Source organism: Brevundimonas sp. T2-11, from assembly GCF_055397675.1.
On the sequence record NZ_AP027920.1, the window covers coordinates 1,640,511 to 1,663,433 of the forward strand.

Annotated in this window: 22 protein-coding genes; 5 read left to right on the forward strand and 17 right to left on the reverse strand. The window is 66.4% G+C overall.

Annotated features, from left to right (window positions below; genetic code table 11):
- The 10 genes from ACZ5XO_RS08190 to ACZ5XO_RS08235 form a co-directional block, all read right to left on the reverse strand.
- On the reverse strand, positions 1-657 hold the full coding sequence (locus tag ACZ5XO_RS08190) for a methionine ABC transporter permease (protein WP_422674969.1): 657 nt from the start codon (positions 655-657) through the stop codon (positions 1-3).
- Entirely contained in the window at positions 657-1,646 is a 990-nt protein-coding gene (locus ACZ5XO_RS08195; protein WP_464161879.1) for a methionine ABC transporter ATP-binding protein, read from the reverse strand. The genes ACZ5XO_RS08190 and ACZ5XO_RS08195 overlap by 1 nt, the downstream gene beginning before the upstream one ends.
- A gap of 1 nt (position 1,647) precedes the next feature.
- Entirely contained in the window at positions 1,648-2,046 is a 399-nt protein-coding gene (locus tag ACZ5XO_RS08200) for a HesB/IscA family protein (protein ID WP_464161880.1), read from the reverse strand.
- Positions 2,047-2,056: 10 nt separating this feature from the next.
- On the reverse strand, positions 2,057-2,458 hold the full coding sequence (locus ACZ5XO_RS08205; RefSeq protein ID WP_464161881.1) for an SUF system Fe-S cluster assembly protein: 402 nt from the start codon (positions 2,456-2,458) through the stop codon (positions 2,057-2,059).
- Positions 2,459-2,463: 5 nt separating this feature from the next.
- On the reverse strand, positions 2,464-3,717 hold the full coding sequence (locus tag ACZ5XO_RS08210) for an aminotransferase class V-fold PLP-dependent enzyme (protein WP_464161883.1): 1,254 nt from the start codon (positions 3,715-3,717) through the stop codon (positions 2,464-2,466).
- Entirely contained in the window at positions 3,696-4,718 is a 1,023-nt protein-coding gene (sufD, locus tag ACZ5XO_RS08215) for a Fe-S cluster assembly protein SufD (protein WP_464161884.1), read from the reverse strand. Before sufD ends, ACZ5XO_RS08210 begins: the two co-directional genes overlap by 22 nt.
- Complete coding sequence (sufC, locus tag ACZ5XO_RS08220) at positions 4,715-5,464, reverse strand: Fe-S cluster assembly ATPase SufC (RefSeq protein WP_464161885.1); 750 nt, start codon at positions 5,462-5,464, stop codon at positions 4,715-4,717. The genes sufD and sufC overlap by 4 nt, the downstream gene beginning before the upstream one ends.
- A gap of 454 nt (positions 5,465-5,918) precedes the next feature.
- Complete coding sequence (sufB, locus tag ACZ5XO_RS08225; protein WP_464161886.1) at positions 5,919-7,385, reverse strand: Fe-S cluster assembly protein SufB; 1,467 nt, start codon at positions 7,383-7,385, stop codon at positions 5,919-5,921.
- A gap of 3 nt (positions 7,386-7,388) precedes the next feature.
- Positions 7,389-8,525: a cysteine desulfurase family protein gene (locus ACZ5XO_RS08230; protein ID WP_464161887.1), complete on the reverse strand. Its 1,137-nt coding sequence runs from the start codon at positions 8,523-8,525 to the stop codon at positions 7,389-7,391.
- A complete protein-coding gene (locus ACZ5XO_RS08235; protein ID WP_464161889.1) occupies positions 8,522-8,992 on the reverse strand; it encodes an Rrf2 family transcriptional regulator in 471 nt (156 codons plus the stop codon). The genes ACZ5XO_RS08230 and ACZ5XO_RS08235 overlap by 4 nt, the downstream gene beginning before the upstream one ends.
- A 161-nt stretch (positions 8,993-9,153) precedes the next feature.
- Here ACZ5XO_RS08235 and ACZ5XO_RS08240 point away from each other — a divergent pair, with 161 nt between their 5' ends.
- Entirely contained in the window at positions 9,154-9,804 is a 651-nt protein-coding gene (locus ACZ5XO_RS08240; protein WP_105564945.1) for an alpha/beta hydrolase, read from the forward strand.
- 7 nt (positions 9,805-9,811) lie between these two features.
- On the opposite strand, the gene ACZ5XO_RS08245 is transcribed toward ACZ5XO_RS08240, so the two are convergent.
- The 3 genes from ACZ5XO_RS08245 to ACZ5XO_RS08255 all read right to left on the reverse strand — a co-directional run bounded on the left by ACZ5XO_RS08245 (position 9,812) and on the right by ACZ5XO_RS08255 (position 13,041).
- On the reverse strand, positions 9,812-10,786 hold the full coding sequence (locus ACZ5XO_RS08245; RefSeq protein ID WP_464161890.1) for a TerC family protein: 975 nt from the start codon (positions 10,784-10,786) through the stop codon (positions 9,812-9,814).
- Positions 10,787-10,942: 156 nt separating this feature from the next.
- Complete coding sequence (locus tag ACZ5XO_RS08250; RefSeq protein ID WP_464161891.1) at positions 10,943-11,902, reverse strand: DMT family transporter; 960 nt, start codon at positions 11,900-11,902, stop codon at positions 10,943-10,945.
- Positions 11,899-13,041 carry an anhydro-N-acetylmuramic acid kinase gene (locus tag ACZ5XO_RS08255; RefSeq protein ID WP_464161892.1) on the reverse strand — a complete coding sequence of 381 codons (1,143 nt, stop codon included), beginning with the start codon at positions 13,039-13,041 and terminating at the stop codon, positions 11,899-11,901. Before ACZ5XO_RS08255 ends, ACZ5XO_RS08250 begins: the two co-directional genes overlap by 4 nt.
- A 183-nt stretch (positions 13,042-13,224) precedes the next feature.
- Between ACZ5XO_RS08255 and tyrS the strand changes: the two genes are divergently transcribed.
- From tyrS to ACZ5XO_RS08270, 3 genes are all read left to right on the forward strand, one after another.
- Complete coding sequence (gene tyrS, locus ACZ5XO_RS08260) at positions 13,225-14,481, forward strand: tyrosine--tRNA ligase (protein WP_464161893.1); 1,257 nt, start codon at positions 13,225-13,227, stop codon at positions 14,479-14,481.
- Between the two features lie 14 nt (positions 14,482-14,495).
- Positions 14,496-14,963: a peroxiredoxin gene (locus ACZ5XO_RS08265; protein WP_464161894.1), complete on the forward strand. Its 468-nt coding sequence runs from the start codon at positions 14,496-14,498 to the stop codon at positions 14,961-14,963.
- 113 nt (positions 14,964-15,076) lie between these two features.
- Positions 15,077-15,631: a bactofilin family protein gene (locus ACZ5XO_RS08270; RefSeq protein WP_464161895.1), complete on the forward strand. Its 555-nt coding sequence runs from the start codon at positions 15,077-15,079 to the stop codon at positions 15,629-15,631.
- Positions 15,632-15,680: 49 nt separating this feature from the next.
- On the opposite strand, the gene prfB is transcribed toward ACZ5XO_RS08270, so the two are convergent.
- From prfB to dapA, 4 genes are all read right to left on the reverse strand, one after another.
- Positions 15,681-16,800, reverse strand: a protein-coding gene (gene prfB / locus ACZ5XO_RS08275) for a peptide chain release factor 2 (protein WP_464161896.1) whose coding sequence is annotated in 2 segments (ribosomal slippage) — positions 15,681-16,730 and positions 16,732-16,800 — 1,119 coding nt in all. Because the reading frame shifts where the segments join, the coding sequence is not laid out codon by codon here.
- Positions 16,801-16,928: 128 nt separating this feature from the next.
- Positions 16,929-19,319: a penicillin-binding protein 1A gene (locus tag ACZ5XO_RS08280; RefSeq protein ID WP_464164882.1), complete on the reverse strand. Its 2,391-nt coding sequence runs from the start codon at positions 19,317-19,319 to the stop codon at positions 16,929-16,931.
- A gap of 103 nt (positions 19,320-19,422) precedes the next feature.
- Positions 19,423-19,890: an SsrA-binding protein SmpB gene (gene smpB, locus ACZ5XO_RS08285; RefSeq protein WP_105563368.1), complete on the reverse strand. Its 468-nt coding sequence runs from the start codon at positions 19,888-19,890 to the stop codon at positions 19,423-19,425.
- Positions 19,890-20,774, reverse strand: coding sequence for a 4-hydroxy-tetrahydrodipicolinate synthase (gene dapA, locus ACZ5XO_RS08290; RefSeq protein WP_464161897.1), 885 nt, complete (start codon positions 20,772-20,774; stop codon positions 19,890-19,892). The genes smpB and dapA overlap by 1 nt, the downstream gene beginning before the upstream one ends.
- 118 nt (positions 20,775-20,892) lie before the next feature.
- On the opposite strand from dapA, the gene ACZ5XO_RS08295 reads away from it, so the two are divergent.
- Positions 20,893-22,923 (forward strand): lytic transglycosylase domain-containing protein, encoded by a 2,031-nt coding sequence (locus tag ACZ5XO_RS08295; RefSeq protein WP_464161898.1) that lies wholly within the window; start codon positions 20,893-20,895, stop codon positions 22,921-22,923.

A 22,923-nucleotide genomic window follows, 5' to 3' on the forward strand; every position in this document is an offset into this window, starting at 1 on the left:
TCAGCGGTGCGAGACCTTAGCGACCAGACGGTCGCCGATCATCTGCAGAATTTGTACGAGGATCAGCAGCAGAACTACGGTCACGACCATGACGTCGGTCTGGAAGCGCTGATATCCGAAGCGTACGGCCAGATCCCCCAGGCCGCCCGCGCCGACCACGCCTGCCATGGCGGTGTAGCTGACCAGGGCGATGGCGGTGACCGTGGCCCCCGCGATGATGCCCGGCATGGCCTCGGGCAGCAGGGCCCGCGTCACGATCTGGAAGGTCGAACCGCCCATGGCTTGGGTCGCCTCGACTACGCCCTTGTCCACTTCGCGCAGCGCCGTCTCGACCAGTCGCGCATAGAAGGGCGCCGCCCCCACGACCAGCGGCGGAATGGCCCCGGCCACCCCCAGCGAGGTGCCGACCAGCAGCACCGTAACCGGCAGCATGACGATCAGCAGGATGATGAAGGGCACCGAGCGCAGCACGTTGACGATCAGCGACAGCACGGCGTTCAGCACCGGATTGGCCGCCAGCCGCCCCTTGCCCGACAGATAGAGCAGCACGCCCAGCGGCACGCCCAGAATGACGGTCAGCACCAGCGACCCGCCCAGCATCAGCAGGGTATCGACGGTGGCGCGGCCGATCTCGGCCCAATCTACGTTGTCGAACATCAGGCCGCCTCTACCGTCACGCCGCGCGCGGTCAGTTGCGCCACGGCCGCCTCGGCGTCGCCGCCTGTGAAGGCCACGACCAGCTGGCCGTAGGGTTCGCCCCGGATACGACTGATCCGCCCCGACAGGATCGAATAATCCACGCCCACCGTCCGCGCGACGCGGCTCAGTTCAGGCTCATAGGTCGAGCCGCCGCGGAAGGTCAGCTTGGCCATCCGCACGCCGGTGGGCACGATCGAGGCGTCGAACGCCTCTTCGCCCTCAGCCAGCATGGCGCGGGTCACGGGGTGCTGCGGGTGCAAGAAAACGTCGGCCGTCGCACCCTGCTCCACAATCTTGCCGTCCTTCAGCACCGCCACCCGGTCGCAGACCCGGCGCACCACCTCCATCTGGTGCGTGATCAGGACGATGGTCAGCCCCAGATCACGGTTCAGCCCGTCCAGCAGGGTCAGGATGTCCTCAGTCGTCTCCGGATCCAGAGCGCTGGTCGCCTCGTCGCACAGCAGGACGCCGGGACCGCAGGCCAGGGCGCGGGCGATGCCGACGCGTTGCTTTTGGCCGCCCGACAGCTGAGCCGGATGTTTCTTGGCGTGTTCCGCCAGACCCAGTTGCTCCAGCAACTGCGCCGTGCGCGCCCTCACCTCGGCCTCGGGACGTCCCTCCAGCCGCAGGGGAAAGGCGACATTGTCCTCAATGGTCTTGGCGTTCAGCAGGTTGAAATGCTGGAAGATCATGCCGATCCGGCGCCGCGCGGCGCGCAGTTCAGCAGGCTTCAGCGCCGTGATTTCCTGATCGTCGACGAAGATGCGACCGGCGTCGGGCGTCTCCAGGCGGTTGATGGCGCGGATCAGGGTCGACTTGCCGGCGCCCGAGCGGCCGACCACGCCGAACACTTCGCCGCGCCCGATGGTCAGGTCGATGGCGTCCAGCGCCGTGCGCTCGCCCGCCGCGCTGCGATAGCGCCGGGTCACGCCTTTCAATCGGATCATGTCAGTCGGCGTCCAGAGCGGCGGCGGGGATGATGGTCACGCTCTCGCCGCAGCCGCAGGCGTCGGTCTCGTTCGGATTGCGGAAGACGAACTTGGACGCCAGCTTGGTGGTCTCGTAGTCGATCTCGGAGCCGATCAGGAACAGGACGGCCTTGGGCTCGATCAGGATGGTGACGTCCTTGTCCTCGACCACCTCGTCCAGCGGCTCGATCTGCTCGGCATAGGCAAAGGTGTATTCCTGCCCGGCGCAGCCGCCGTTCTTCACGCCGACGCGCAGACCCACATAGTCCTTTTCGGCGTTTTCCATGATCTCGCGCACGCGCGCGGCGGCGGCGTCAGTCAGGGTCACAGCCTTGGGTCGGGGGCGGCGCGGGCGGGCGGCGGCCTGAAGCTCGGTCATGGATGCGTCCTCAGAACATGTTCAGGGCCAGCTTGGCCTCGTCGCTCATCTTGGAGGAGTCCCACGGCGGGTCGAACACCAGGTTGGCCCGCGCCGACTTCACCCCCTCGACCTTCATGACCGCCGCCTCGACCCAGCCAGGCATCTCGCCCGCCACGGGGCAACCCGGCGCCGTCAATGTCATCTCGACCAGAACGTCGCGGTCGTCGGACACATCGACCTTGTAGATCAGGCCCAGCTCATAGATGTCGACCGGAATTTCCGGGTCGTACACCGTCTTCAGCGCCTCGATCAGGTCGTCGGTCAGCCTGTCCAGCTCAGCCTGAGACAGGGCGCTCTTCTGCGGCTCGTCCCAGCTGGCGGCGAAGGCGTCGCTGTCGCTGATGGCGGTTTCAGTCCTGGTGTCGTCCATACTCGTCACACGAAGAAGTTCCGCGCCTTGATCAGCGCATCCACGAAGGCGTCTGTATCCTCCATGGTGTTATATAGGGCGAAGGAGGCGCGCGTGCTCGAGGTCACGCCCAGTCTTTTCGCCAGGGGTTCGGCGCAGTGCAGCCCGGCCCGCACGGCGACGCCGTAACGGTCCATGATCTGGGCCACGTCATGAGCGTGCGCCCCCTCGACGGCGAAGGTCAGCAAGGCGCCCTTCCCTTCCGCCTCGCCCAGCACCCGCAGCCAACCCGCGTCGGCCAGCCGCGAACGGGCGTGGTCATAGAGCGCCATCTCATGCGCGGCCACGGCCTGACGGTCGAAGCCCCCCAGCCATTCCAGCGCCGCGCCCAGACCAATGGCCTCAAGGATCGGCGGCGTGCCGGCCTCGAACCGATGCGGCGGTTTGGCGTAGGTGATGCGGTCCTTCTCGACCGTCTCGATCATCTCGCCCCCGCCCTGATAGGGCGGCAGGCTCTCCAGAGCCTCGGTCGTGCCGTACAGGGCGCCGACGCCGGTCGGGCCGTACAGCTTGTGGCCGGTGATGACGTACCAGTCGCAGCCGACCGCCTGGACGTCCGGCGTGGCGTGAACCGCGCCCTGGCAGCCGTCGACCAGCACCCGCGCGCCCGCTGCATGGGCCAGGCGGGTGATCTCGGCGATCGGGTTGATGGTGCCCAACACGTTCGACATGTGGGTGACGGCGACCACCCTGGTCCTCGGCCCCAACAGGGCGGCGAAGGCTTCCATGTCCAGCGAACCGTCGTCCCTGATCGGCGCCCATTTCAGCACCGCGCCCCTGCGCTCGCGAAGCAGGTGCCAGGGCACGATATTGGAGTGGTGCTCCATCTCTGTGACGATGATCTCGTCGCCCGGCTCGATGCTCAGACCGACGCCGTTGGCGACCAGATTGATCGCCTCGGTCCCGCCCTTGGTCCAGACGATGTTCTCGCCCGAGGGTGCGTTCAGGAAGCGGGCGACGATCTCGCGCGCCGCCTCGAACGCCTCGGTGGCCTCGTTCGACAGAGTGTGCAGACCCCTGTGAACATTGGCGTAGCTGCCCTCCATCGACGCGACCAGGGCGTCGATCACCGCGCGTGGCTTCTGCGCCGAGGCGGCGTTGTCCAGATAGACCAGAGGCTTGCCGTTCACCTGTCGCGACAGGATCGGGAACTGCGCCCGCGCGGCGTAGGGATCGAAATTGGTCACAGGCAGGTCTTTCAGAGTCTGGCCGTCAGCCATGCGCGCACAACCTCCCTGGCCGCCTCGTCCTCGATGCGGTCGATGACCTCGAACAGGAAGGCCTGAACCAACAGGGCGCGGGCCTCGTTGGCCGGAATGCCGCGCTGCTGCATGTAGAACAGCGCGCTCTCGTCCAGCGTGCCGACCGTATTGCCGTGGGCGCACTGCACGTCGTCGGCATAGATGATCAGTTCCGGCTTGGCGTCGATCTCGCCGCGTTCTGATGCGATCAGGGCGTTGTGAGCCATGCGGGCGTCGGTGCTGTCAGCCCCACGCTCAACGATGATCTTGCCTTGGAAGACGCCGCGCGCCGTGTCGTGGACGACGCCCTTGGTCAGTTGGCTGGTCGTGCCGTCGGCGGCCAGATGATCGACCACGCTTGTCAGGTCCGCGTGGCGCGAGCCCTTCAGCAGATAAAGGCCGTCCAGACGCGCGTCGGCGCCCTCGGCCCCATGGCTCAACTGTGTCTCGATGCGCTGCAGCTTGGCGCCGGTCGTGACGACCGTCTGGCGATAGCGACCGCCGGCTTCCAGCCGCACCTCGGCGTTGGTCACCGAAATGGCGTCCTCGGGCTCCTCGATCAGAACGATGCGCGTGACCTCGGCGTCGCGGGCGACGTCGATCTCGACCTTGTTGTGGGCGACATAGGCCGAACCCTGGCCCTGATGCGTCTCCAGCAAAAGCAGCCGCGCACCAGGACGAGCAACGATGCGGGCCGAGGCCGTGTGGCCGGTGCCGACCGCGTCCGACAGGAAGCGCAGACGCAGGGTCTGCGCGCCCGAGGCGATGAAATCCGTCACCCCGACCGGACGCCCGTTGGCGAAGACGATCGCCTCGCCGCCCAGGTCGTAAAACGGCCCCGGCGCGCCGACCAGCGCCGTGCCCGACGGCTCAGGCGCTTCGCGAAGCCAGCGCTTCAGGTCGCTGTATTTCCATGCTTCCGTGCGCCGCGACGGGAAGGTCTCAGCATTGGTCAGGTCGATTTGCGGCGCCGCGCTCATGCCGCGGTCGGCAGGAACTTGTCGTACCCTTCCGCCTCCAGCTCCAGTGCCAGTTCAGGGCCGCCCGAGGCGACGATGCGGCCGGCGGCCAGCACATGCACCTTGTCCGGTTTGATGTAGTCCAGCAGGCGCTGATAGTGGGTGATGACCAGCATGGACCGATCGGCGCGACGCAGGGCGTTCACCCCTTCCGACACGATGCGCAGGGCGTCGATGTCGAGGCCGGAGTCCGTCTCGTCGAGGATCAGCAGCGACGGCTCCAGCAGGGCCATCTGCAGGATCTCCATCCGCTTCTTCTCGCCGCCGGAGAAGCCGACGTTCAGCGGCCGCTTCAGCATGTCGAAGTCCATCTTCAGCGCCTGCGACGCCGCCTTGACCTGCTTCAGGAAGGCGGGGGCCGAGACCTCCTCCTCGCCGCGCGCGCGCTTCTGGGCGTTCAGAGCCGTGCGGATGAAGGTCATGGCCGGCACGCCGGGGATCTCCATCGGATACTGGAAGGACAGGAAGACGCCCGCCGCCGCGCGCTCGGCCGGGTCCAGGTCCAGCAGATCCTGACCGTTCCACGAGGCGGAACCGTCGGTGACTTCATAGCCGGGTCGGCCCGACAGGCTGTAGCCCAGCGTCGACTTGCCGGCCCCGTTCGGCCCCATGACGGCATGGACTTCGCCCGCCGGCACTTCGAGCGTCAGGCCCTTGAGGATCGGCTTGTCGGCGACCGAGACGTGGAGGTTGGAAATGGAAAGCATGGTCAATCCAGAGTGGGTAGTTGCGGTTCGCGCTCGAAAATGGCGCGGGAACCGGACGTATTGGAGATGGTCAGCTCGTCAGCGGTCGCATGCACCTCTGCCCCACTGGAAACGAGAAGCTCGAGCCTCTCGAGGATAGCAAGATCAGCAGAAGTGCATCGACGTGACACGGGCGAAGCGCCCCGGAGCACAACCGGCTTTTGGTGCGTCGAAACGCTAAACCCGCAGCCAGCTAGAAACTGAACAACAGACCCGGACTGCCGGGCCAAAATCTTCCCCCGCCGACCCGGCCCCCATTCCGGTAGAACAACCGGCTCGCCGTCCAACTTGGCCAACACCCAGTCAGTCCCCTCTGCGCCAGCTTCGGGTACGAGAGGCGCAGGCCGGTCAGCCACGCACCCTGCCAACATGAATGTGGCGACGGCTGCAAGGCTGGAAGTCGAGAGCAAAAACTTCACCCCACGCTCCCTTCCAGGCTGATCGCCACCAGCTTCTGCGCCTCGACGGCGAACTCCATCGGCAGTTCCTGCAGGACGTCGCGGACAAAGCCGTTGACCAGCAGGGCCACCGCCTCTTCCTCGGACAGGCCGCGTTGCTGGGCGTAGAAAAGCTGGTCTTCCGACAGGCGGGTCGTCGTCGCCTCGTGTTCCAGCTGGGCCGAGCCGTTGCGGGCCTCAATGTAGGGAATGGTGTGCGAGCCGCATTCCTTGCCGATCAGCAGGCTGTCGCACTGGGTGAAGTTGCGCACGCCCGTCGCCTTGGGATGCACCGACACTAGGCCGCGATAGGTCGAGTCCGACTTGCCCGCCGACACGGCCTTGGCGATGATCCGCGACTTCGAGTTCTTGCCCAGATGGATCATCTTGGTGCCGGTGTCGGCCTGCTGATGCCCGTTGGTGATGGCGATGGAATAGAACTCGCCCGAGCTTTCCTCGCCCTTCAGGATGCAGGACGGGTATTTCCAGGTGACGGCCGAGCCGGTCTCGACCTGGGTCCACGACACCTTCGAGCGGTCGCCGCGGCAGTCCGCGCGCTTGGTGACGAAGTTGTAGATGCCGCCCTTGCCCTCGGCGTCGCCGGGGTACCAGTTCTGAACCGTCGAGTACTTCACCTCGGCGTCGTCCAGCGCCACGATCTCCACGACCGCCGCGTGCAACTGGTTCTCGTCGCGCATCGGCGCGGTGCAGCCTTCCAGATAGGAGACGTAAGCCCCCTTGTCGGCGATGATCAGGGTCCGCTCGAACTGGCCGGTCTGGCTGGCGTTGATGCGGAAGTAGGTCGACAGCTCCATCGGGCAGCGCACGCCCGGCGGGATGTAGACGAACGACCCGTCGGAAAAGACCGCGCTGTTCAGCGCCGCGAAATAGTTGTCGGACACCGGCACGACCGAGCCGAGATATTGACGCACAAGATCAGGGTATTCTCGCAAGGCCTCAGAAATCGGCATGAAAATCACACCAACCTTGGCCAGTTCCTCCTTGAAGGTGGTCACGACCGAGACGCTGTCGAACACGGCGTCCACGGCCACCTTGGGCGCGCCCTGAACCCCGGCCAGAACCTCCTGCTCCTTCAGCGGGATGCCCAGCTTCTTGTAGACCTCCAGAATCTCGGGATCGACCTCGTCCAGCGACTTCGGTCCCTCCTTCTGCTTCGGCGCGGCGTAGTAGTAGAGGTCCTGATAGTCGACGGGCTCGTACTTCACCGCCGCCCAGGTCGGCTCTTCCATCGCCAGCCAGCGCTCATAAGCAGCCAGACGCCACTCCAGCATCCACTCCGGCTCGCCCTTCTTCTCGGAAATGAAGCGGACGATGTCAGCGCTCAAGCCCTTGGGCGCGAACTCCTGCTCGATATCCGAGGTGAAGCCGTGCGCGTACTTCTCCAGCGCGGCGACAGCTTCGACGGTTTCCTTAACAGCAGCCATAACTTACGCGACTTCCTTCACGCGCTCGGACAGGCGCGCCTGATGCTTGTTCCAGGCCGTGACCCAGACTTCTGCGAACCGATCCCAGTCCGCCTCGGTCGTTCCCCAGCCGCCAGAGACGCGCACGCCCCCGGTCGCCAGATGATCCAGCCCCATGGCGCTGATCGCCTTGGACGGCTTGACCTTGCCCGACGAACAGGCCGAGCCGGCCGAGACCATGACCCCGACCAGATCCAGGGTGATCAATTGCTGCGGGCTGTCCCAGCCCTCGACAGCCATGAACAGGGTGTTGGGCAGGCGTTCGACCGCACCGCCGATGATCGTCGCCCCGGCCGCCTTGACCCGAGCCTCGGCCGCATCGCGCCAGACGACGTGCGCCATGGCCGCGTCCAGATCACGAGCGGCGCAATCCGCCGCTGCTCCAAACCCGGTAATGCCCGGCACGTTCTCGGTTCCGGCGCGCAAGCCGCGCTCCTGACCCGCACCGTGCAGGATCCGCACGGCGGCGACGCCTTCCTTAAGCACCAAGGCGCCCACACCCTGCGGCCCGCCCAGCTTGTGCGCCGACAGGGTCAGGCTGTCCGCGCCCAACACACGCATATCGACCGGAACCTTGCCCGCCGACTGGATAGCGTCGACGTGCAGCCAGCCGCCCGCCGCGCGCACCAGAGCCGCCGCCTCGGCGATGGGCTGGATCACGCCGCTTTCATTGTTCGCATGATGGATGGCGACCACGGCCCGGTCGGGACGCGCCAGCGCCTCAGCGAGCCAGACCAGATCGACCACGCCGTTCGCATCGACCGGCAGGACCTCGACCGGCGCCCCCGACGCCGACGCCGCCTCGGCCACGCACGGATGCTCGGTCGCGCCGACGATCAGCCGCTCACAACCCGCCGCCAGGGCGCTGACGATGGCCTGAGCATTGGATTCGGTGCCGCCCGAAGAAAAGACCACGGCGGTCGGATCGGCTCCGACCAGTTCCGCCACCTGGGCCCGCGCCGTCTCAATGCGCGCACGAGCGCGGCGGCCGGCGGCATGAACCGCCGACGGATTACCGTTGTCGGCCAAAGCCTTGGCCATGATTTCCTGAACCTCGGGACGCACCAGGCCCGAGGCGTTGTAATCCAGATAGACGCTCATGCCGCCGCCTCCATGCCTGCGGCCGCCGGGGCGGCGCCCATGCGCGCCTGACCCGTGCGGTTCTGAATCACATCTTCCAGGCTGACGCTGGCCAGATAGCGATGAATCTCCTGGCCCAGGTCTTCCCACAGGTGATGGGTGATGCAGCGCTCGCCCTTGATCATGCAGCCCTTGGGCGAACCAGCGCCGACGCAGCGGGTGGCGCGGATCGGCTCATCAACCGCCAGAACGATCTCGGCCACGGCGGTCTCGCAGGCCTCGCGCGCCAGACGATAGCCGCCGCCGGGGCCACGCACGCTCTTGACCAGACCGCTTTTCCGAAGGCGCGCGAACAGTTGTTCCAGATAGCTGAGGGAGATTTCCTGACGCGTGGCGATTTCGGCCAGCGACACCGCCCGGTCCGCGCCATTGCGCGCCAGATCGGCCATCGCCATCACGGCGTATCGTCCCTTTGTCGACAGACGCATGGAATGCCCTCAAAAATTTCACGCTTTTCGGGGCTCATGTGTTAGAACCCGCGCCCTCGCAGACAAGTGCGCCACGCCGAGCGGACTTAGAAAGTCCTACTGCGTTGGTCAAGTATTGTCCGCCCGCGAAACGACAGTTGAAGACAGGATTCCGCTGATCCATGCCTGAAGTCATTCTTCCCGGCGCCTCGGGCCGCATCGAAGGCCGCTATTCGCCCGGCAAGCGCCCCAATGCGCCGATCGCCCTGATCCTGCACCCGCACCCCAAGGCGGGCGGGCACATGAACAACCCGGTGGCGGTGACCCTGCACCAGTTGTTCGTCCAGCGCGGCTTCGCCACCCTGCGCTACAACTCGCGCGGCGTCGGCAAGTCGCAGGGCGAGTTCGACAGCGGCATCGGCGAACTGGCCGATGCGGCGACGGCCCTGGACTGGCTGCAGGCCAACAACCCCGCCGCGACCCAGACCTGGGTCGCCGGCTATCAGTTCGGCGCCTACATCGGCATGCAGCTTCTGATGCGCCGCCCGGAAACGGACGGCTTCATCTCGGTTTCGCCCCCGTCGAACATGTACGACTTCAGCTTCCTGGCCCCCTGCCCGGCCTCGGGCCTGTTCCTGCACGGCACCGCCGACACCGTCGTGCCGCCGGTCGAGGTGGAGCGCGTGGTCAACAAGCTGCGCACCCAGAAGGGCATCGTCATCGACTACGAACTGGAAGAAGGCGCGAGCCACTTCTGGCAGGACCACATCGGCGCGGTCGAACGTCGCGTCGGCGCCTATCTGGACAAGCGCCTGGAAGAAAAGCCGGCCTGATCAGGCCTCATGTGTCGACCCGGGTTTCGGCCCGGGTCTTCCACATCGACCACAGAATACCTGTCGCCAAAATGGCGGCCGTCACGCCGAGCGAGATCGCCGGCGGAAACTTCTCCAGCCCCATCAGGGGCGCGGCGATGACCTTCCCTCCGATGAAGACCAGCAGGATCGCCAGCGCCTGCTTCAGATAGGCGAAGCGGTGGATCACCGCCGCCAGGGCGAAATACAGCGCTCTCAGGCCAAGAATGGCGAAAATATTGGACGTGTAGACGATGTAGGGGTCCGTAGTGATCGCGAAGATCGCCGGCACGGAATCCACCGCGAAGATCACGTCAGCGAACTCGATCGTCACCAGGGCCAGAAACAGGGGCGTCGCGCGCCAGACCCATCGCCCCGCCTCGTCCTCGCGCACGAAGAAGCGCGCGCCGTGCAACTGGTCCGTCACCGGGACGCGCCGGATCAGCCAGTTCATCAGGCCGCGCCCCGCCGCCGCCTCTTCCTTGGGACTGGTCGCGATCATCCGCCCGCCGGTGAAGATCAGGAAGGCGGCGAAGACATAGAGCGCCCACTCATAACGACTGACCAGAGCCGCCCCCGCCGCGATCATCACCGCCCTTAGCACGATGACGCCCAGTACGCCCCAGAACAGCACCCGGTGCTGATGCAGGCGCGGTATCCCGAAAGCGCTGAAAATCATGGCGATGACGAAGACATTGTCCATCGCCAGGCTCTTTTCGATGGCGAAGCCGGTCAGATAGTCTAGCCCGCTGTCCGCCCCCAGCCGCACCCAGACCCAGACCCCGAACAGCAGGGCGACGGCGATATAGAAACCCGACAGCAGCAGGCTTTCGCGCACCCCGATCTCATGCGCCTTGCGGTGCAGGACGCCCAGGTCAAAGGCCAGCAAGGCCACGACGACAACAAGAAAGCCCGTCCACATCCAGGCAGGCTTGCCCATCCATTCAACCGTCAGGAACTCCATTCGCGCCTCTGGACCGTTCACGTCGCCAGCGCCCGAACGGACGACCGGCGCGGCCCGACATCACGACCATTCTCTCCAATGGGGATCGCCAGAGGGGCCCGGTCCGCTAGAGATCAACGCAAAACCGGCGGAGCCGTTCAGCGGCTTGGCTGCGACCTAGTGTTCGCCCTCCGCCGCCGCAATCGCAGCCGGGCGATGCGCGCGCACGCACCAGACGACGCTGATCACCATCAGGATCATGGCCACGATCTCGATCACGGTCGGCCCGCGCCCTTCCCACAGGAAACCGTAAAGAAAGGCGAACAGGGTCTCTGACACGATCATCTGGCCCAGCATGGTCAGGGGCAGCAGGCGGCTGGCCTGGTTCCAGAAGGCGTTGCCGATGATCGAGGCGAAGACAGCGACACCCACGCTGACGCCGAGGAACCGCACCCAGGCCTCGCTCGACCAGACCCCCAGGGTCAGGACCGCTGGAACGGCCAGCAGCAAGGCGAACCCGCCCGTCACCACCCCGGTCAGCAAGGACCAGTCGTGGGGTGAAACCTCGGGCAGCCGTCCCATCCAGCGGCTGTTGCCGACCGCAAAGGCCGACCACGACAACAGGGCGGCCAGGGCGCAGGCCAGGCCGATCAGGGTCTGGACCCCATCATGAGCGGCGTCGCCTGTCTGGCTCAGGGATTCCCAGCCGATAAGGGCGACCGCCACAGCCGCAACCGCGATGGGCGGCGCCACGCGCGACAACGGCGGCGAATCCTTGTCCTTCAACCCCCACAGGGCCACCACGACCGGCACCATGCCGACAATCAGGGCCGAGGCCCCAACGCCCGCGAAATGAACGCTGACCACCAGGAAGACGAAATAGACGATGTTTCCGGCCAGGCTCAGCCTGGCCAGCGCCCGCCACGCCTTCCAGTCCAAGGCCGCCGTCACGCGCCGCCAGCGCGGGCCAATCAGCAGAGCCGCGATCAGGCCATAGGCGAGATAGCGCCCCGCCGTCAGCATCATCGGCGAGGCCTCGGGCGCGACCTTGGGCGCCAGGAAGACCAACCCCCACAGGGCGCCCGCCGCCATGCCGCTGGCGACGCCCCAAAGACGCCGGGACTGCCCCAGGCTCACTGCTCGCCGGGCTCCACGATGCGACCGCCGGTCATGGGCTCAGCCACGCCGGTCGTGCCGGGGAAGCTGATCGGCAGGCCGAGCAGGCAGCGCGCGGCCAGAAAGGCGAAGGCTTCAGCCTCGATCGAGTCGCCCCGCCAGCCTTCATCCTCGGCGGTCGTCACCGGCACGCCCGCGCGCTCGCGGATCGCCGCCAGCAGGACCGGATTATGTCGTCCGCCGCCGCAGACCACGACCTTGGTCGGGCGTTCGGAGCAGCGCGCCACGCCCAACGCAGTCGCCTCAGCGGCGAAGGCCGTCAACGTCGCCGCCGCGTCCTCCAAGGACAGACCCGCCACCGGGTCCAGCGAGAAGTCGAACCGGTCCAGCGACTTCGGCCCCGTCGCCGCGAAATAGGGATGGGCCAGATAGGCGTCCAGCACGGCCTGATCGACCGTCCCAGCCGCCGCCAGACAGCCACCTTCATCCATACGCTTCTTGCTGCGCGACTGAACCAGCAGGTCGACCATGCCGTTGGCCGGGCCGGTGTCGAAAGCCTCCAGCCCGCCGTCCGCGCGGATCAGGGTGATGTTGCCGACCCCGCCCAGGTTCAGCACCGCGACCGGCCCGACAAGACCCGCCTTCTTCACCAGAGCCGCGTGATAGACGGGGGCCAGCGGCGCCCCCTGCCCGCCCGCCGCCACGTCGGCGCTGCGGAAATCATAGGCGGTGCGAACGCCCAGCCCCTCGGCCACGCTCAGGGCGTCGATCAGTTGTACCGTGCGCCCCAGCTGCTCTGGCGTCGGCGCTTCGTGCAGAACCGTCTGGCCGTGCACCCCGACCAGATCCAGCGAACTGGTCTTGACCCCGTTCACCGCCATGAAGCCGAGCGCCGCCGCCAGGTGGGCGTCAGCCACCGCCATGCGGGCGTCTTCGAAGCTGTCGGGCTCTTCCTCGTCGCGCTCCCAGTCCAGGGCGTCCTCGATGGCGTCCTCGACGATAGCGCGGATCTCGGCGTCCAGCTTCATCTCGCCGGCCGGGCCGAAGCTGATGATGTTCTCGCCGTCGGTTTCGATCACCGCCATGTCCACGGCGTCGAGCGAGGTGCCGGTCATGAAGCCGAGCACGCGAAGGGTCTTGATCGAGGAGGAGGTCGTCATGGCGGGTTGACTGCCACGTCCCGCACGCCGTAGCTAGCGCCCATGATCGCCGCCCGCGCCATTTCCGGCCTGTATTACCGTTCGCTGAGCTAGCGAGCGGCCGCGATCTCGTGCCGCCTTCGCTGGCGGTACGACTTCCCGACAAGGAAGACGGCCGCCGGCATCCCTGCTACGGAGCCGTCCATGACCGACCAAGCCTTCAAGTCCGACTTCCTCAAGACCCTGCAATCGCGCGGCTATATCCATCAGGTGACCCACCCGGTGGAGTTGGACGAAGCCGCCTCGAACGGAATCGTGACGGCCTACATCGGCTTCGACGCCACGGCGCCCAGCCTGCACGTCGGCAGCCTGATCCAGATCATGATGCTTCGCCGCCTGCAGCAGGCCGGGCACAAGCCCGTCGTCCTGATGGGCGGCGGCACGACCAAGGTCGGCGACCCGACCGGCAAGGACGCCTCGCGCCCGCAACTGACCGACGAAACGATCCAGGCCAACATCGCCTCGATCAAGACCGTGTTCGAGAAGTTCCTGACCTTCGGCGACGGCCCGTCCGACGCGGTCATGGTCGACAATGACGAATGGCTGTCGAAGTTCGGCTACGTCGAGTTCCTGCGCGACTACGGCACGCACTTTACGGTCAACCGGATGCTGAGCTTCGACTCGGTCAAGCTGCGCCTCGAGCGCGAGCAGCCGATGACCTTCCTCGAGTTCAACTACATGCTGATGCAGTCGGTGGACTTCCTGGAACTGAACCGCTCGCTGAACGTGACGCTGCAGATGGGCGGCTCTGACCAGTGGGGCAACATCACCTCGGGCGTCGATCTGGTGCGTCGCGTGGATCAGAAGTCGTCGTTCGGCCTGACGACGCCCCTGCTGACCACGGCCTCGGGCGGCAAGATGGGCAAGACGGCGCAAGGCGCGGTCTGGCTGAACGCCGAGCAACTGAGCCCCTATGACTACTGGCAATTCTGGCGCAACGCCGAGGATGCCGACGTCGGCCGCTTCATGCGCCTGTTCACCGACCTGCCGCTGGACCAGATTGCGCTTTACGAGGCCATGGAAGGCGCCGGCATCAACGAGGCCAAGAAGGCCCTGGCTGACGCTGCGACCTCAATGCTGCACGGTTCGGAGGCCGCTCAGGCCGCTCGCGCCGCCGCCGAGGCCGCCTTCGAGAAGGGCCAGTTGTCGGCCGATCTGCCGACCGTAGAACTTCCGCGCGACGAAGTGATCGGCGCCATGATCGCCGCCGTTGTGACCAAGGCCGGCCTGACCACGTCCAACGGCGAGGCCCGTCGTCTGGCCCAGGGCGGCGGTCTGCGTCTGAACGACGAAGCCATCGCCGACGGCGCCCGCCTGATCGAAGACGCCGACGTCAGCACCGACGGCGTGCTCAAGCTGGCGGCCGGCAAGAAGAAGATCGTGCTGGTCAAGCCGGTCTGAGGAAGGAAACGAGGATGACCGACATTACCGAAGGCCAAGCCGCCCCCGCGTTCGACCTGCCCACCGACGGCGACGGCCGCGTCACGCTGGACAGCCTGAAGGGCCAGTCGGTCGTCCTCTACTTCTACCCCAAGGCCGACACCCCCGGCTGCACGACCGAGGGCCTGGACTTCTCGGCCCTGGCCGAGCCGTTCGCGGCGGCGAACACCGTCGTCATCGGCGTCTCGCGCGACGCAGTGAAGAAGCTCGATCGCTTCAAGGCCAAGCATGACCTCAAAGTGGTTCTGGGTTCTGACGAAGACGGCGTGGTCTGCGAGGCCTACGGCACGTGGATCATGAAGAAGCTCTACGGCCGCGAATACATGGGCGTCGAACGCGCCACCTTCCTGATCGACGGCGCCGGCGTGGTTCGCCGCGTCTGGCGCGGCGTCAAGGTCAAGGGCCACGCCGAACAGGTGCTGGAAGCGGCCAGGTCACTTTGATCCGCTAATGCTCTGAGGCCAAGCTTGCCTCCGTCGCCGACCTGCCCCTAACTGCCGCCCAAGGGGCAACAGTAGGATTAGGCCGGCCTTGCTGGCGAGATGCGGAGAGCACCATGTTCAACAAGAGCAAACCCTTCGACAACGGCCCGTCCAGCGGCCTCGGCATCCCGCCCGCGCCGGAACCGACGCCTGCCGCCACGCCTTCGGCTGCACCCAGCCCTGCGCCACGCGCGCCGGAGCCGTCGCGCCCCGCCGCTTCCCGGTCGTCCAGCCTGTCGACCCTGTCGGCCGGGGTGAAATACGAGGGCAATATCTCGGGCGCCGGCGAACTGCAGGTCGATGGATCGCTGAAAGGCGATATCCGTGTCGTGCGCGTCGTCATCGGTGAAGGCGGATCGGTCGAGGGCACCGTCCACGCTGACGTTCTGGATGTCCGCGGCCGCGTCTCGGGCGCCATCGTCGCCAAGCAGGTCAAGCTGTTCGCCACCGCCCGTATCGAGGGCGATATCACCCAGGAGCAACTGTCCATCGAGCAGGGCGCCTGGTTCCAGGGCCGCTGCACCCAGGCCAAGCGCGACACGCCCGGCGCCAACATGCTCGACGCCCCGGCGGAAAAGCCCGCCGTCGCAAACAAGGCGGACAAGGCCGAGGCCAAGCCCGCCGCCTGATCGAGGTCTTGCGCAAATGAAAAGGGCGGCCCCTGCGGGCCGCCCTTTTTTAGTGCTTGGCGTCGCGGGTCTCGCCGACCCGGGCCGCCAGGGCCGCGCCCATGAACGGGTCCAGATCACCGTCCAGAACCCCCTGCGTGTCCGAGGTCTCGACCTCGGTCCGCAGGTCCTTGACCATCTGATAGGGCTGCAGGACGTAGGATCGGATCTGATGTCCCCAGCCGATGTCGGTCTTGGCGTCGGCCAGGGCCTGAGCCGCCGCCTCGCGCTTCTGCAGTTCCAGTTCATACAGGCGCGCGCGCAGCATCTTCCACGCCTGATCGCGGTTCTGATGCTGTGAACGGCCGGTCTGGCAGGACACGACGGTGTTGGTCGGAATGTGCGTCAAGCGCACCGCCGAGTCCGTCTTGTTGATGTGCTGGCCGCCGGCGCCAGAAGCACGATAGGTGTCGGTCCGCACATCGGACGGGTTGATGTCGATCTCGATCGTGTCGTCCACGACCGGCGACACCCCGATAGAGGCGAAGCTGGTGTGGCGCTTGGCCGCCGCGTCATAGGGACTGATGCGGACCAGACGATGCACGCCCGATTCCGACTTCAACCAGCCATAGGCGTTGGGGCCGGTGATCAGGACCGTGGCCGACTTCACGCCCGCCTGTTCACCCTCTTCAAGGGCCTCGATCGTGGTCTCGTAACCATGCGCCTTGGCCCAGCGCGTATACATGCGCAGCAACATGCCGGCCCAGTCGTTGGACTCGGTGCCGCCGGCGCCGGAGTTCACTTCCAGATAGGCGTCATTGCCGTCAGCTTCGCCGGAAAGCAGGGCTTCCAGTTCGGCGCGGGCGGCGCGATCCTTGACGCCGCGCAGCTGCTCGCGGGCTTCCTCGAGGGTGGCTTCGTCGCCCTCCTCGTCAGCCATTTCGGCCAGCATGACACCGTCTTCCAGACCGCGTTCAAGCTCGCGGACGCCGTTGACCTGGGCTTCCAGACGAGAACGGTCACGGCTGACGGCCTGAGCCTGCTCCGGGTTGTCCCAGAGGGTCGGATCCTCGACCCGGGCGTTCAGCTCATCGAGCTTTCTTAGAGCGACATCCCAGTCAAAGTCGCCTCCTGAGCAGAGCGACGCTCTGCTCGATGTCGGCCTTCATGGCCTCGACATCCGGTCTCATCGCAAACTCCTGCGAAACAACACCTTCCCTGAAGCAGAACCGCAAAGCATGCGGAACGGCAGGGAAAGCAAGATGAAAAACGGCGCGCCTGCGGACAGGCGCGCCGGTTGGTGGGTCTACCTAAAGCCTCAGTAGAGTCCGCTCAAGTCCTCGGCGGGCTCCTTCTTGGGCGGAGGCGGCGCCACGGGCGCAGGCGCGGCGCTGGACGGCGCCGGTCCCTTGGCCGCCTCCTGCTCGCGGCGAACCACGTCGTAGTAGTTCTGCGGCCCTTCCGGCTGAACAGGTCGAGGCGCGTCCTCGCGAACATGTCGTTCCGTGCCCGGGCGGAAGGCTTCCTCGATGCCGTTGACCGTGCGGAAAACTGCATTCTTGGGACGGACGAAGGGGCGAGCCGGACGCTCCTTCAGGGCAGTCTGCATGAAGTCGGTGAAGATCGGCACGGCGGTCGCCGCCCCGGCCTCGCCGCCGCCCAGCGAACGGTTGTCGTCAAAGCCGACGAAAACACCGACCACGATGTCGCTGGAAAAGCCCACGAACCAGGCCGAGCGATACTCATTGGTGGTGCCGGTCTTGCCGCCCACCCAGCGCCCCAGACCGCGTGCGCTGGCGCCCGTGCCGCGCTGGATCACGCCCTCCAGCATGGAGCTGATCTGATAGGCGGTGATCGGGTCGATGACCTGGGTTCCACGATCCTGAAGACGCGGCGATTCCTGACCGCTGAATCCGCGCCCGCAATCGCGGCACTGACGGCGGTCGGCGCGATGAATGGTCTGACCGTTCCGATCCTGGACCATCTCGATCAGATAGGGGTCGATCTTGCGGCCCCCGTTGACGAAGGCGGCGTAGGCGGCGGTGATCCGATAGGGTGTCGTCTCCCCTGCCCCCAGCGACATGGCCAGATTGGGCGACATGTCATCGACCACGCCCATCTTCTTGGACAGGTCGACGATATTCTTCATGCCGACCGCCTGGGCCAGGCGCACGGTCATGACGTTGCGCGACAGTTCCAGACCGCGACGCAGGGTCTGCGGGCCATAGTATTGGCGACTGTAGTTCTCGGGGGTCCAGCGACCGCCGTTGGCGCCGCCGGGGAAGCTGATCGGGGCGTCCAGAACAATGCTGGTCGGGTTGAAGTCGCCTTCAAGAGCGGCGGCGTAGACAAACGGCTTGTAGGCTGAACCCGGCTGGCGACGGGCCTGGGTCGCGCGATTGAAGCTGGACAGGGCGTAGGAATAGCCGCCCACCATGGCCAGGACGCGGCCCGACTGCGGTTCAATAGCCACCAGGGCGCCGTTCACAGCCGGAACCTGCTTCAGCGCATACTGGCCGCCACGTGGTTCGACAAAGATGAGGTCGCCGCGCTTGAGGGGCCGGTTCGCGTTGGCCCAGGCGGCGTCCGAGACGATCAAGGCGCCCGTACGATCATCCCGCGCCGTGCGAATACGAACATTATTGCCGCTGACGCTTTCCACAGCAGCGGGCTGCCAGGTGCGACGTTCGGGCGGGGTGTTCTTCTTCAGGGCCTCGGCCTGCCAGCCTTCCGCGAAATCGGTCGTGCCCCAGGCGCCGCGCCAGCCATGCCGGCGGTCATAGTTCTCCAACCCGTTCATCAGGGCTTCACGCGCGGCGGACTGCAACTGCGGGTCCAGAGTCGTGCGCATGTAGTAGCCGCCGCGATTGACCTCTTCCTGACCGAACAGGCCGATAGCGCGACGGCGGGCCTCCTCGACAAAGAAGTCGGCGTCGGCGTACTCGGCGCGACGCGGCGCGGCGCGCGTGTTCAACGGACGAGCCAGCGCCGTGGCCAGATCTTGCTGCGACAGCCACTTGTTGTCGGCCATCTCGCCCAGAACCCAGTCGCGGCGCCCCTTGGCGGCTTCCGGATGGCGTTTCGGATTATAGTTGTTCGGCCCCTTCGGCAGGGCCGCCAGGAAGGCCGCCTCGTCCGGCGTCAGCTGGTTCAGCGACTTGCCGAAGTAGTTGTAGGCCGCCGAAGCCACGCCGTAGGAGCGATAACCCAGGTAGATCTCGTTCAGGTACAGCTCGAGGATCTGTTCCTTGGTCAGGGTCGCTTCCAGACGACTGGAGAGGATAGCTTCCTTCAGCTTGCGATTCAGGCTGGATTCGTTGGTCAGCAGGACGTTCTTGGCCACCTGCTGGGTGATGGTCGAACCGCCCTCGAGGCGACGTCCCGACAGGACGTTGAAGACGTTCTTGAACATGGCCCGGCCGATGCCGGAGACGTCGATGCCGCCATGCTGGAAGAAGTGGCTGTCCTCGGCCGCCAAGAAGGCATGGATCACCTGCTCCGGCACCTGATCATAGGTGACATAGATGCGCCGCTCGTCCGAGAACTCTCCGATCAAGGTGCCGTCGCCGGCATAGACCCGCGTCGCGGTGGCCGGACGATAATCCGCCAGCTCGGACGCGTCCGGCATGTCGTGCAGGACCCAGGCCGCATAGATGGCCACGACCAGACCGGCCACGGCGATGCCGCCCAGCAAGGCGACGCCCGCCATAACGAACCAGCGTTCGGCTATCTTCACCGTGAACTCCGCAAGACGCGCCCCAGGAATTATCGTTTATCGCGCGTCGCGCGCGCCGCAAAGCGGAACCGCAAACTCAGCCCTTGTCGCGCAACAGCCGAGCCTTGTCGCGCTGCCAGTCGCGTTCGGCAGACGCCTCGCGCTTGTCATGCAGCTTCTTGCCCTTGGCCAGAGCGATCTCGAGCTTGGCCTTGCCCTTTTCATTCAGATACAGGCGCACCGGAATGATGGTTCGTCCGTCGCGCTGGACGGCGCCGATCAGCTTGTCGATCTGCTTGCGGTGCAGCAGCAGCTTCCGATGGCGGCGCGGCTCGTGATTGAACCGGTTGGCCTGCTTGTAGGGCGGAATGTCCGAGTTGATCAGGACGATCTCACGCCCCTCCACCGCCGCATAGCTTTCGGCGATATTGGCCCGACCGTCGCGCAGCGCCTTGATCTCGGTCCCCAGCAGCTGGATCCCGGCCTCGATATAGTCCTCGAGGAAATAGTCGAAGCGCGCACGCCGGTTCTCGGCGATCACCTTCTTGGGCGCGTCTGCCGCCATCAGATGACTCCGGCCGCCGCCATGGCTTGATCGATGGCGGGCTTCACGGCGTCACGGGTCAGCGAAAGCGGCAGGCGGACCTCCTCGCTGCACAGGCCCAGCCTGGCCAGGGCGTACTTGGCCGGCGACGGAGAGTTGTCGAGGAACAACCCCTTGTGCAGGTCGATCAGGCGATCCTGCCAGGCGCGCGCCGTGGCGTAATCGCCGGCGGCGACCGCATTGTACATGGCGACCATGGCTTCCGGCGCGACATTGGAGGTGACCGAGATCACGCCCACGCCGCCGCTGGCGGCATAGCCCAGCCAGGTGGTGTCATCGCCGCTGATCAGGTCGAACGGACCGTCGACATGACGGCGCATCCAGTTGACACGGGAGATATCGCCGGTGGCGTCCTTGATGCCCACGATGTTCGGGTTTTTCGCAAGGTGCGCGACCGCCTCGTTCGACAGATCGACGCCGCAACGGCTCGGGACGTTGTACAGGACCATGGGAATCTGCACGGCGTCGGAGATCGCCTCGAAGTGGGCGATCATGCCTTCCTGCGAAGGCTTGTTGTAATAGGGCGTCACCACCAGGGTCGCGTCGGCGCCGACCTCCTTGGCGAAGGCCGACAGCTCGATCGCCTCATGCGTGGCGTTCGATCCGGCGCCGGCGATCACGCGAACCCGACCCGCCGCAATCTGGACGCACTGCTCGATGACGCGCTTGTGCTCGTCCATGCGCAGGGTGGCGCTTTCTCCGGTGGTGCCGACCGGGACAACGCCGTGGACGCCAGCGGCGATCTGACGTTCCAGGAGTTTTTCAAAAGCCCCTTCGTCCACGTTTCCGTCACGAAGAGGTGTGATCAAGGCGGTGATCACGCCCTTGAACAAGGGGGCGGTCATTGAAACAAGTTACCTGCGCGGTGTTTCGGGCGGCATAGGCCGCTCTTTTGAAGAGGCAGGGAGCGTAGGTTGCTCGCCGCTCGGCCGCAACCAGTGATGAATGAGGATCGGACATCTGATGATCGCGACGACCGTGGCCGCCGCCCTGGCGATTCTGACTCCGCCGACCCAGGACATGCTGAACAGCACGCCTGCGGCCTATTCCTCCAGCCAGAATGGCGTCATCAGCGGCCAGGACATGGCCCTGTTCCAGCAAGGTCTGGCCGCCGCCCGCGCCCGCGACGTGATCGGGACGCAATCGATCATGAGCCGTATTTCCGATCCCACGGCGAAGAAGCTGGTCGAATGGGCCCTGGTCGATACGTCCGACAAGCAGCTTTCCTACACCGATCTGGCCCGCGCCCAGACCGACCTCGCCAACTGGCCGCGAGGTGATTCGCGCCGAGCGGCGGGCGAACGCGCCCTGGGCATGGCCAACGCCTCGCCGGATACGGTCATCGCCTTCTTCAACGGGACGGCCCCGACGACCGCCGAAGGCGCGATCGCCTTGGCCGGCGCCTTGGAGCAAAAGGGGCAGCGTCGCGAAGCCCAGGCCCTGATCCGCGACTGGTGGCGCACCCGCTCCTTCGAAGAAGCGCAACAGTCCGTCATCGCCAATCGCTGGGGCGGTTGGCTGAACACCGACGACCATGTCGTGCGCCTGAACATGCTGTTGCTTGGCCCGCACGGCCCGGCGACCCGCGCCATGACCGCCATGGTGCCCGCCGACCGCCAGGCCGTCGCCAGCGCCGCCATGGCCCTGCGCACCGCCTATTCACCCGACTCCGTCGTTGCGGGTCTGAGTCCGGCTGTCGCCAATGACCCCGCCGTCGCGCTGGAACGCGTGCGCCTGCTGCGCTCGGCCGGTCGCCAGTCCGAGGCCTTCCCCCTGCTGTCCGCCCTGCCCGCCGCGCCCTCGCACAAGGAAGGTCAGGACACGCTGTGGAGCGAGCGTCGCAACTACTTCCTGGACGCCCTGCAACAGGGCAATCCCCGCGCCGCCTACGCCGCCATGAACGGCCACGGCTTCCCCTCGGGTGAGCGCAAGGTGGACGCCGAGTTCTTCGCCGGCTGGGTCGCCCTGACCAAGCTGAACGACCCGGCCGCCGCCGCCCAGCATTTCGAGGTCCTGCGCAACAGTTCCTCGACCCCCATCACCCAGGGCCGCGCCCTCTACTGGCTGGGTCGCGCCGCAGAGGCGCGCGGCGACCGAGAAGGCGCTCTGCGCTGGTATCAGGCCGGCGCCGAGCACTGGCAGACCTTCTATGGCCAGCTCGCCGCCGAGAAGGCCGGGATCACCACCCTGACCCTGCCGGGCGAACCTGCCCCCACGCCCGAAGACGTCAACCGCTTCGAGGGCAATGAGGTCGTGCGCGCCACCCGCATTCTGGGCGCGGCGGGCGAGAAGACCCTGATGCGAGTCTTCGCCTATCACCTCGACGACACCCTGCCCTCGCCCTACGACCTGACCCAACTGTTCGACCTGATGCAGGGCTATGGCGACCAGTTCGGGTCCATGATGGTCGGGCGCGCCGCCAGCCAGCGCGGCTTCGTCATGCCCGAGCGCATGTATCCGGTCCGCATGCCGCCTCAGACCTCGGGCGCCGCGCCGCTGGAGTTCACCCTGGCCATCACGCGCCAGGAATCCAGCTTCGACCCGCTGGCCCGTTCGCATGCTGACGCGCGCGGGATGATGCAGCTCTTGCCCGCCACCGGCCAGGGCGTGGCCCGCCGCATGGGCATCGGCTTCTCGGCGGAACAGCTGTGGGACCCCGACGCCAACATGCGCCTGGGCAGCTATCATCTGGGCGAGTTGATCAACAACTTCGGCGGCTCGCCGCTTCTGGCCACGGTCGGCTACAACGCCGGCCCGGCGCGTCCTCCGCAATGGGTGGCCCGTTGCGGCGACCCGCGCAGCCAGCAGGTCGATCCCATCGACTTCATCGAGTGCGCCCCCTTCACCGAGACGCGCAACTACATGATGCGGGTGATGGAGAACATGCAGGTCTATCGCGCCCGACTGAACGGCGGCTCGGCTCCGCTGACGCCCTCCGCCGACCTGGCCCGCGGCACCCCGCCCAACAGCGGCCCGCGCGCCTACCAGCCCTAA

What these genes read in the sequence shown, in the direction of transcription:
- ACZ5XO_RS08255 (WP_464161892.1), bottom strand. Translation starts at nt 13,041, where the DNA reads ATGACGACCTCCTCCTCGATCAAGACCCTTCGCGTGCTCGGCTTCATG.
- sufD (WP_464161884.1), bottom strand. Translation starts at nt 4,718, where the DNA reads ATGAGCGCGGCGCCGCAAATCGACCTGACCAATGCTGAGACCTTCCCG.
- sufB (WP_464161886.1), bottom strand. Translation starts at nt 7,385, where the DNA reads ATGGCTGCTGTTAAGGAAACCGTCGAAGCTGTCGCCGCGCTGGAGAAG.
- ACZ5XO_RS08240 (WP_105564945.1), top strand. Translation starts at nt 9,154, where the DNA reads ATGCCTGAAGTCATTCTTCCCGGCGCCTCGGGCCGCATCGAAGGCCGC.
- ACZ5XO_RS08200 (WP_464161880.1), bottom strand. Translation starts at nt 2,046, where the DNA reads ATGACCGAGCTTCAGGCCGCCGCCCGCCCGCGCCGCCCCCGACCCAAG.
- dapA (WP_464161897.1), bottom strand. Translation starts at nt 20,774, where the DNA reads ATGACCGCCCCCTTGTTCAAGGGCGTGATCACCGCCTTGATCACACCT.
- ACZ5XO_RS08190 (WP_422674969.1), bottom strand. Translation starts at nt 657, where the DNA reads ATGTTCGACAACGTAGATTGGGCCGAGATCGGCCGCGCCACCGTCGAT.
- ACZ5XO_RS08210 (WP_464161883.1), bottom strand. Translation starts at nt 3,717, where the DNA reads ATGGCTGACGGCCAGACTCTGAAAGACCTGCCTGTGACCAATTTCGAT.
- tyrS (WP_464161893.1), top strand. Translation starts at nt 13,225, where the DNA reads ATGACCGACCAAGCCTTCAAGTCCGACTTCCTCAAGACCCTGCAATCG.
- ACZ5XO_RS08280 (WP_464164882.1), bottom strand. Translation starts at nt 19,319, where the DNA reads ATGGCGGGCGTCGCCTTGCTGGGCGGCATCGCCGTGGCCGGTCTGGTC.
- sufC (WP_464161885.1), bottom strand. Translation starts at nt 5,464, where the DNA reads ATGCTTTCCATTTCCAACCTCCACGTCTCGGTCGCCGACAAGCCGATC.
- ACZ5XO_RS08295 (WP_464161898.1), top strand. Translation starts at nt 20,893, where the DNA reads ATGATCGCGACGACCGTGGCCGCCGCCCTGGCGATTCTGACTCCGCCG.
- ACZ5XO_RS08270 (WP_464161895.1), top strand. Translation starts at nt 15,077, where the DNA reads ATGTTCAACAAGAGCAAACCCTTCGACAACGGCCCGTCCAGCGGCCTC.
- ACZ5XO_RS08230 (WP_464161887.1), bottom strand. Translation starts at nt 8,525, where the DNA reads ATGAGCGTCTATCTGGATTACAACGCCTCGGGCCTGGTGCGTCCCGAG.
- ACZ5XO_RS08195 (WP_464161879.1), bottom strand. Translation starts at nt 1,646, where the DNA reads ATGATCCGATTGAAAGGCGTGACCCGGCGCTATCGCAGCGCGGCGGGC.
- ACZ5XO_RS08245 (WP_464161890.1), bottom strand. Translation starts at nt 10,786, where the DNA reads ATGGAGTTCCTGACGGTTGAATGGATGGGCAAGCCTGCCTGGATGTGG.
- ACZ5XO_RS08235 (WP_464161889.1), bottom strand. Translation starts at nt 8,992, where the DNA reads ATGCGTCTGTCGACAAAGGGACGATACGCCGTGATGGCGATGGCCGAT.
- ACZ5XO_RS08205 (WP_464161881.1), bottom strand. Translation starts at nt 2,458, where the DNA reads ATGGACGACACCAGGACTGAAACCGCCATCAGCGACAGCGACGCCTTC.
- ACZ5XO_RS08265 (WP_464161894.1), top strand. Translation starts at nt 14,496, where the DNA reads ATGACCGACATTACCGAAGGCCAAGCCGCCCCCGCGTTCGACCTGCCC.
- smpB (WP_105563368.1), bottom strand. Translation starts at nt 19,890, where the DNA reads ATGGCGGCAGACGCGCCCAAGAAGGTGATCGCCGAGAACCGGCGTGCG.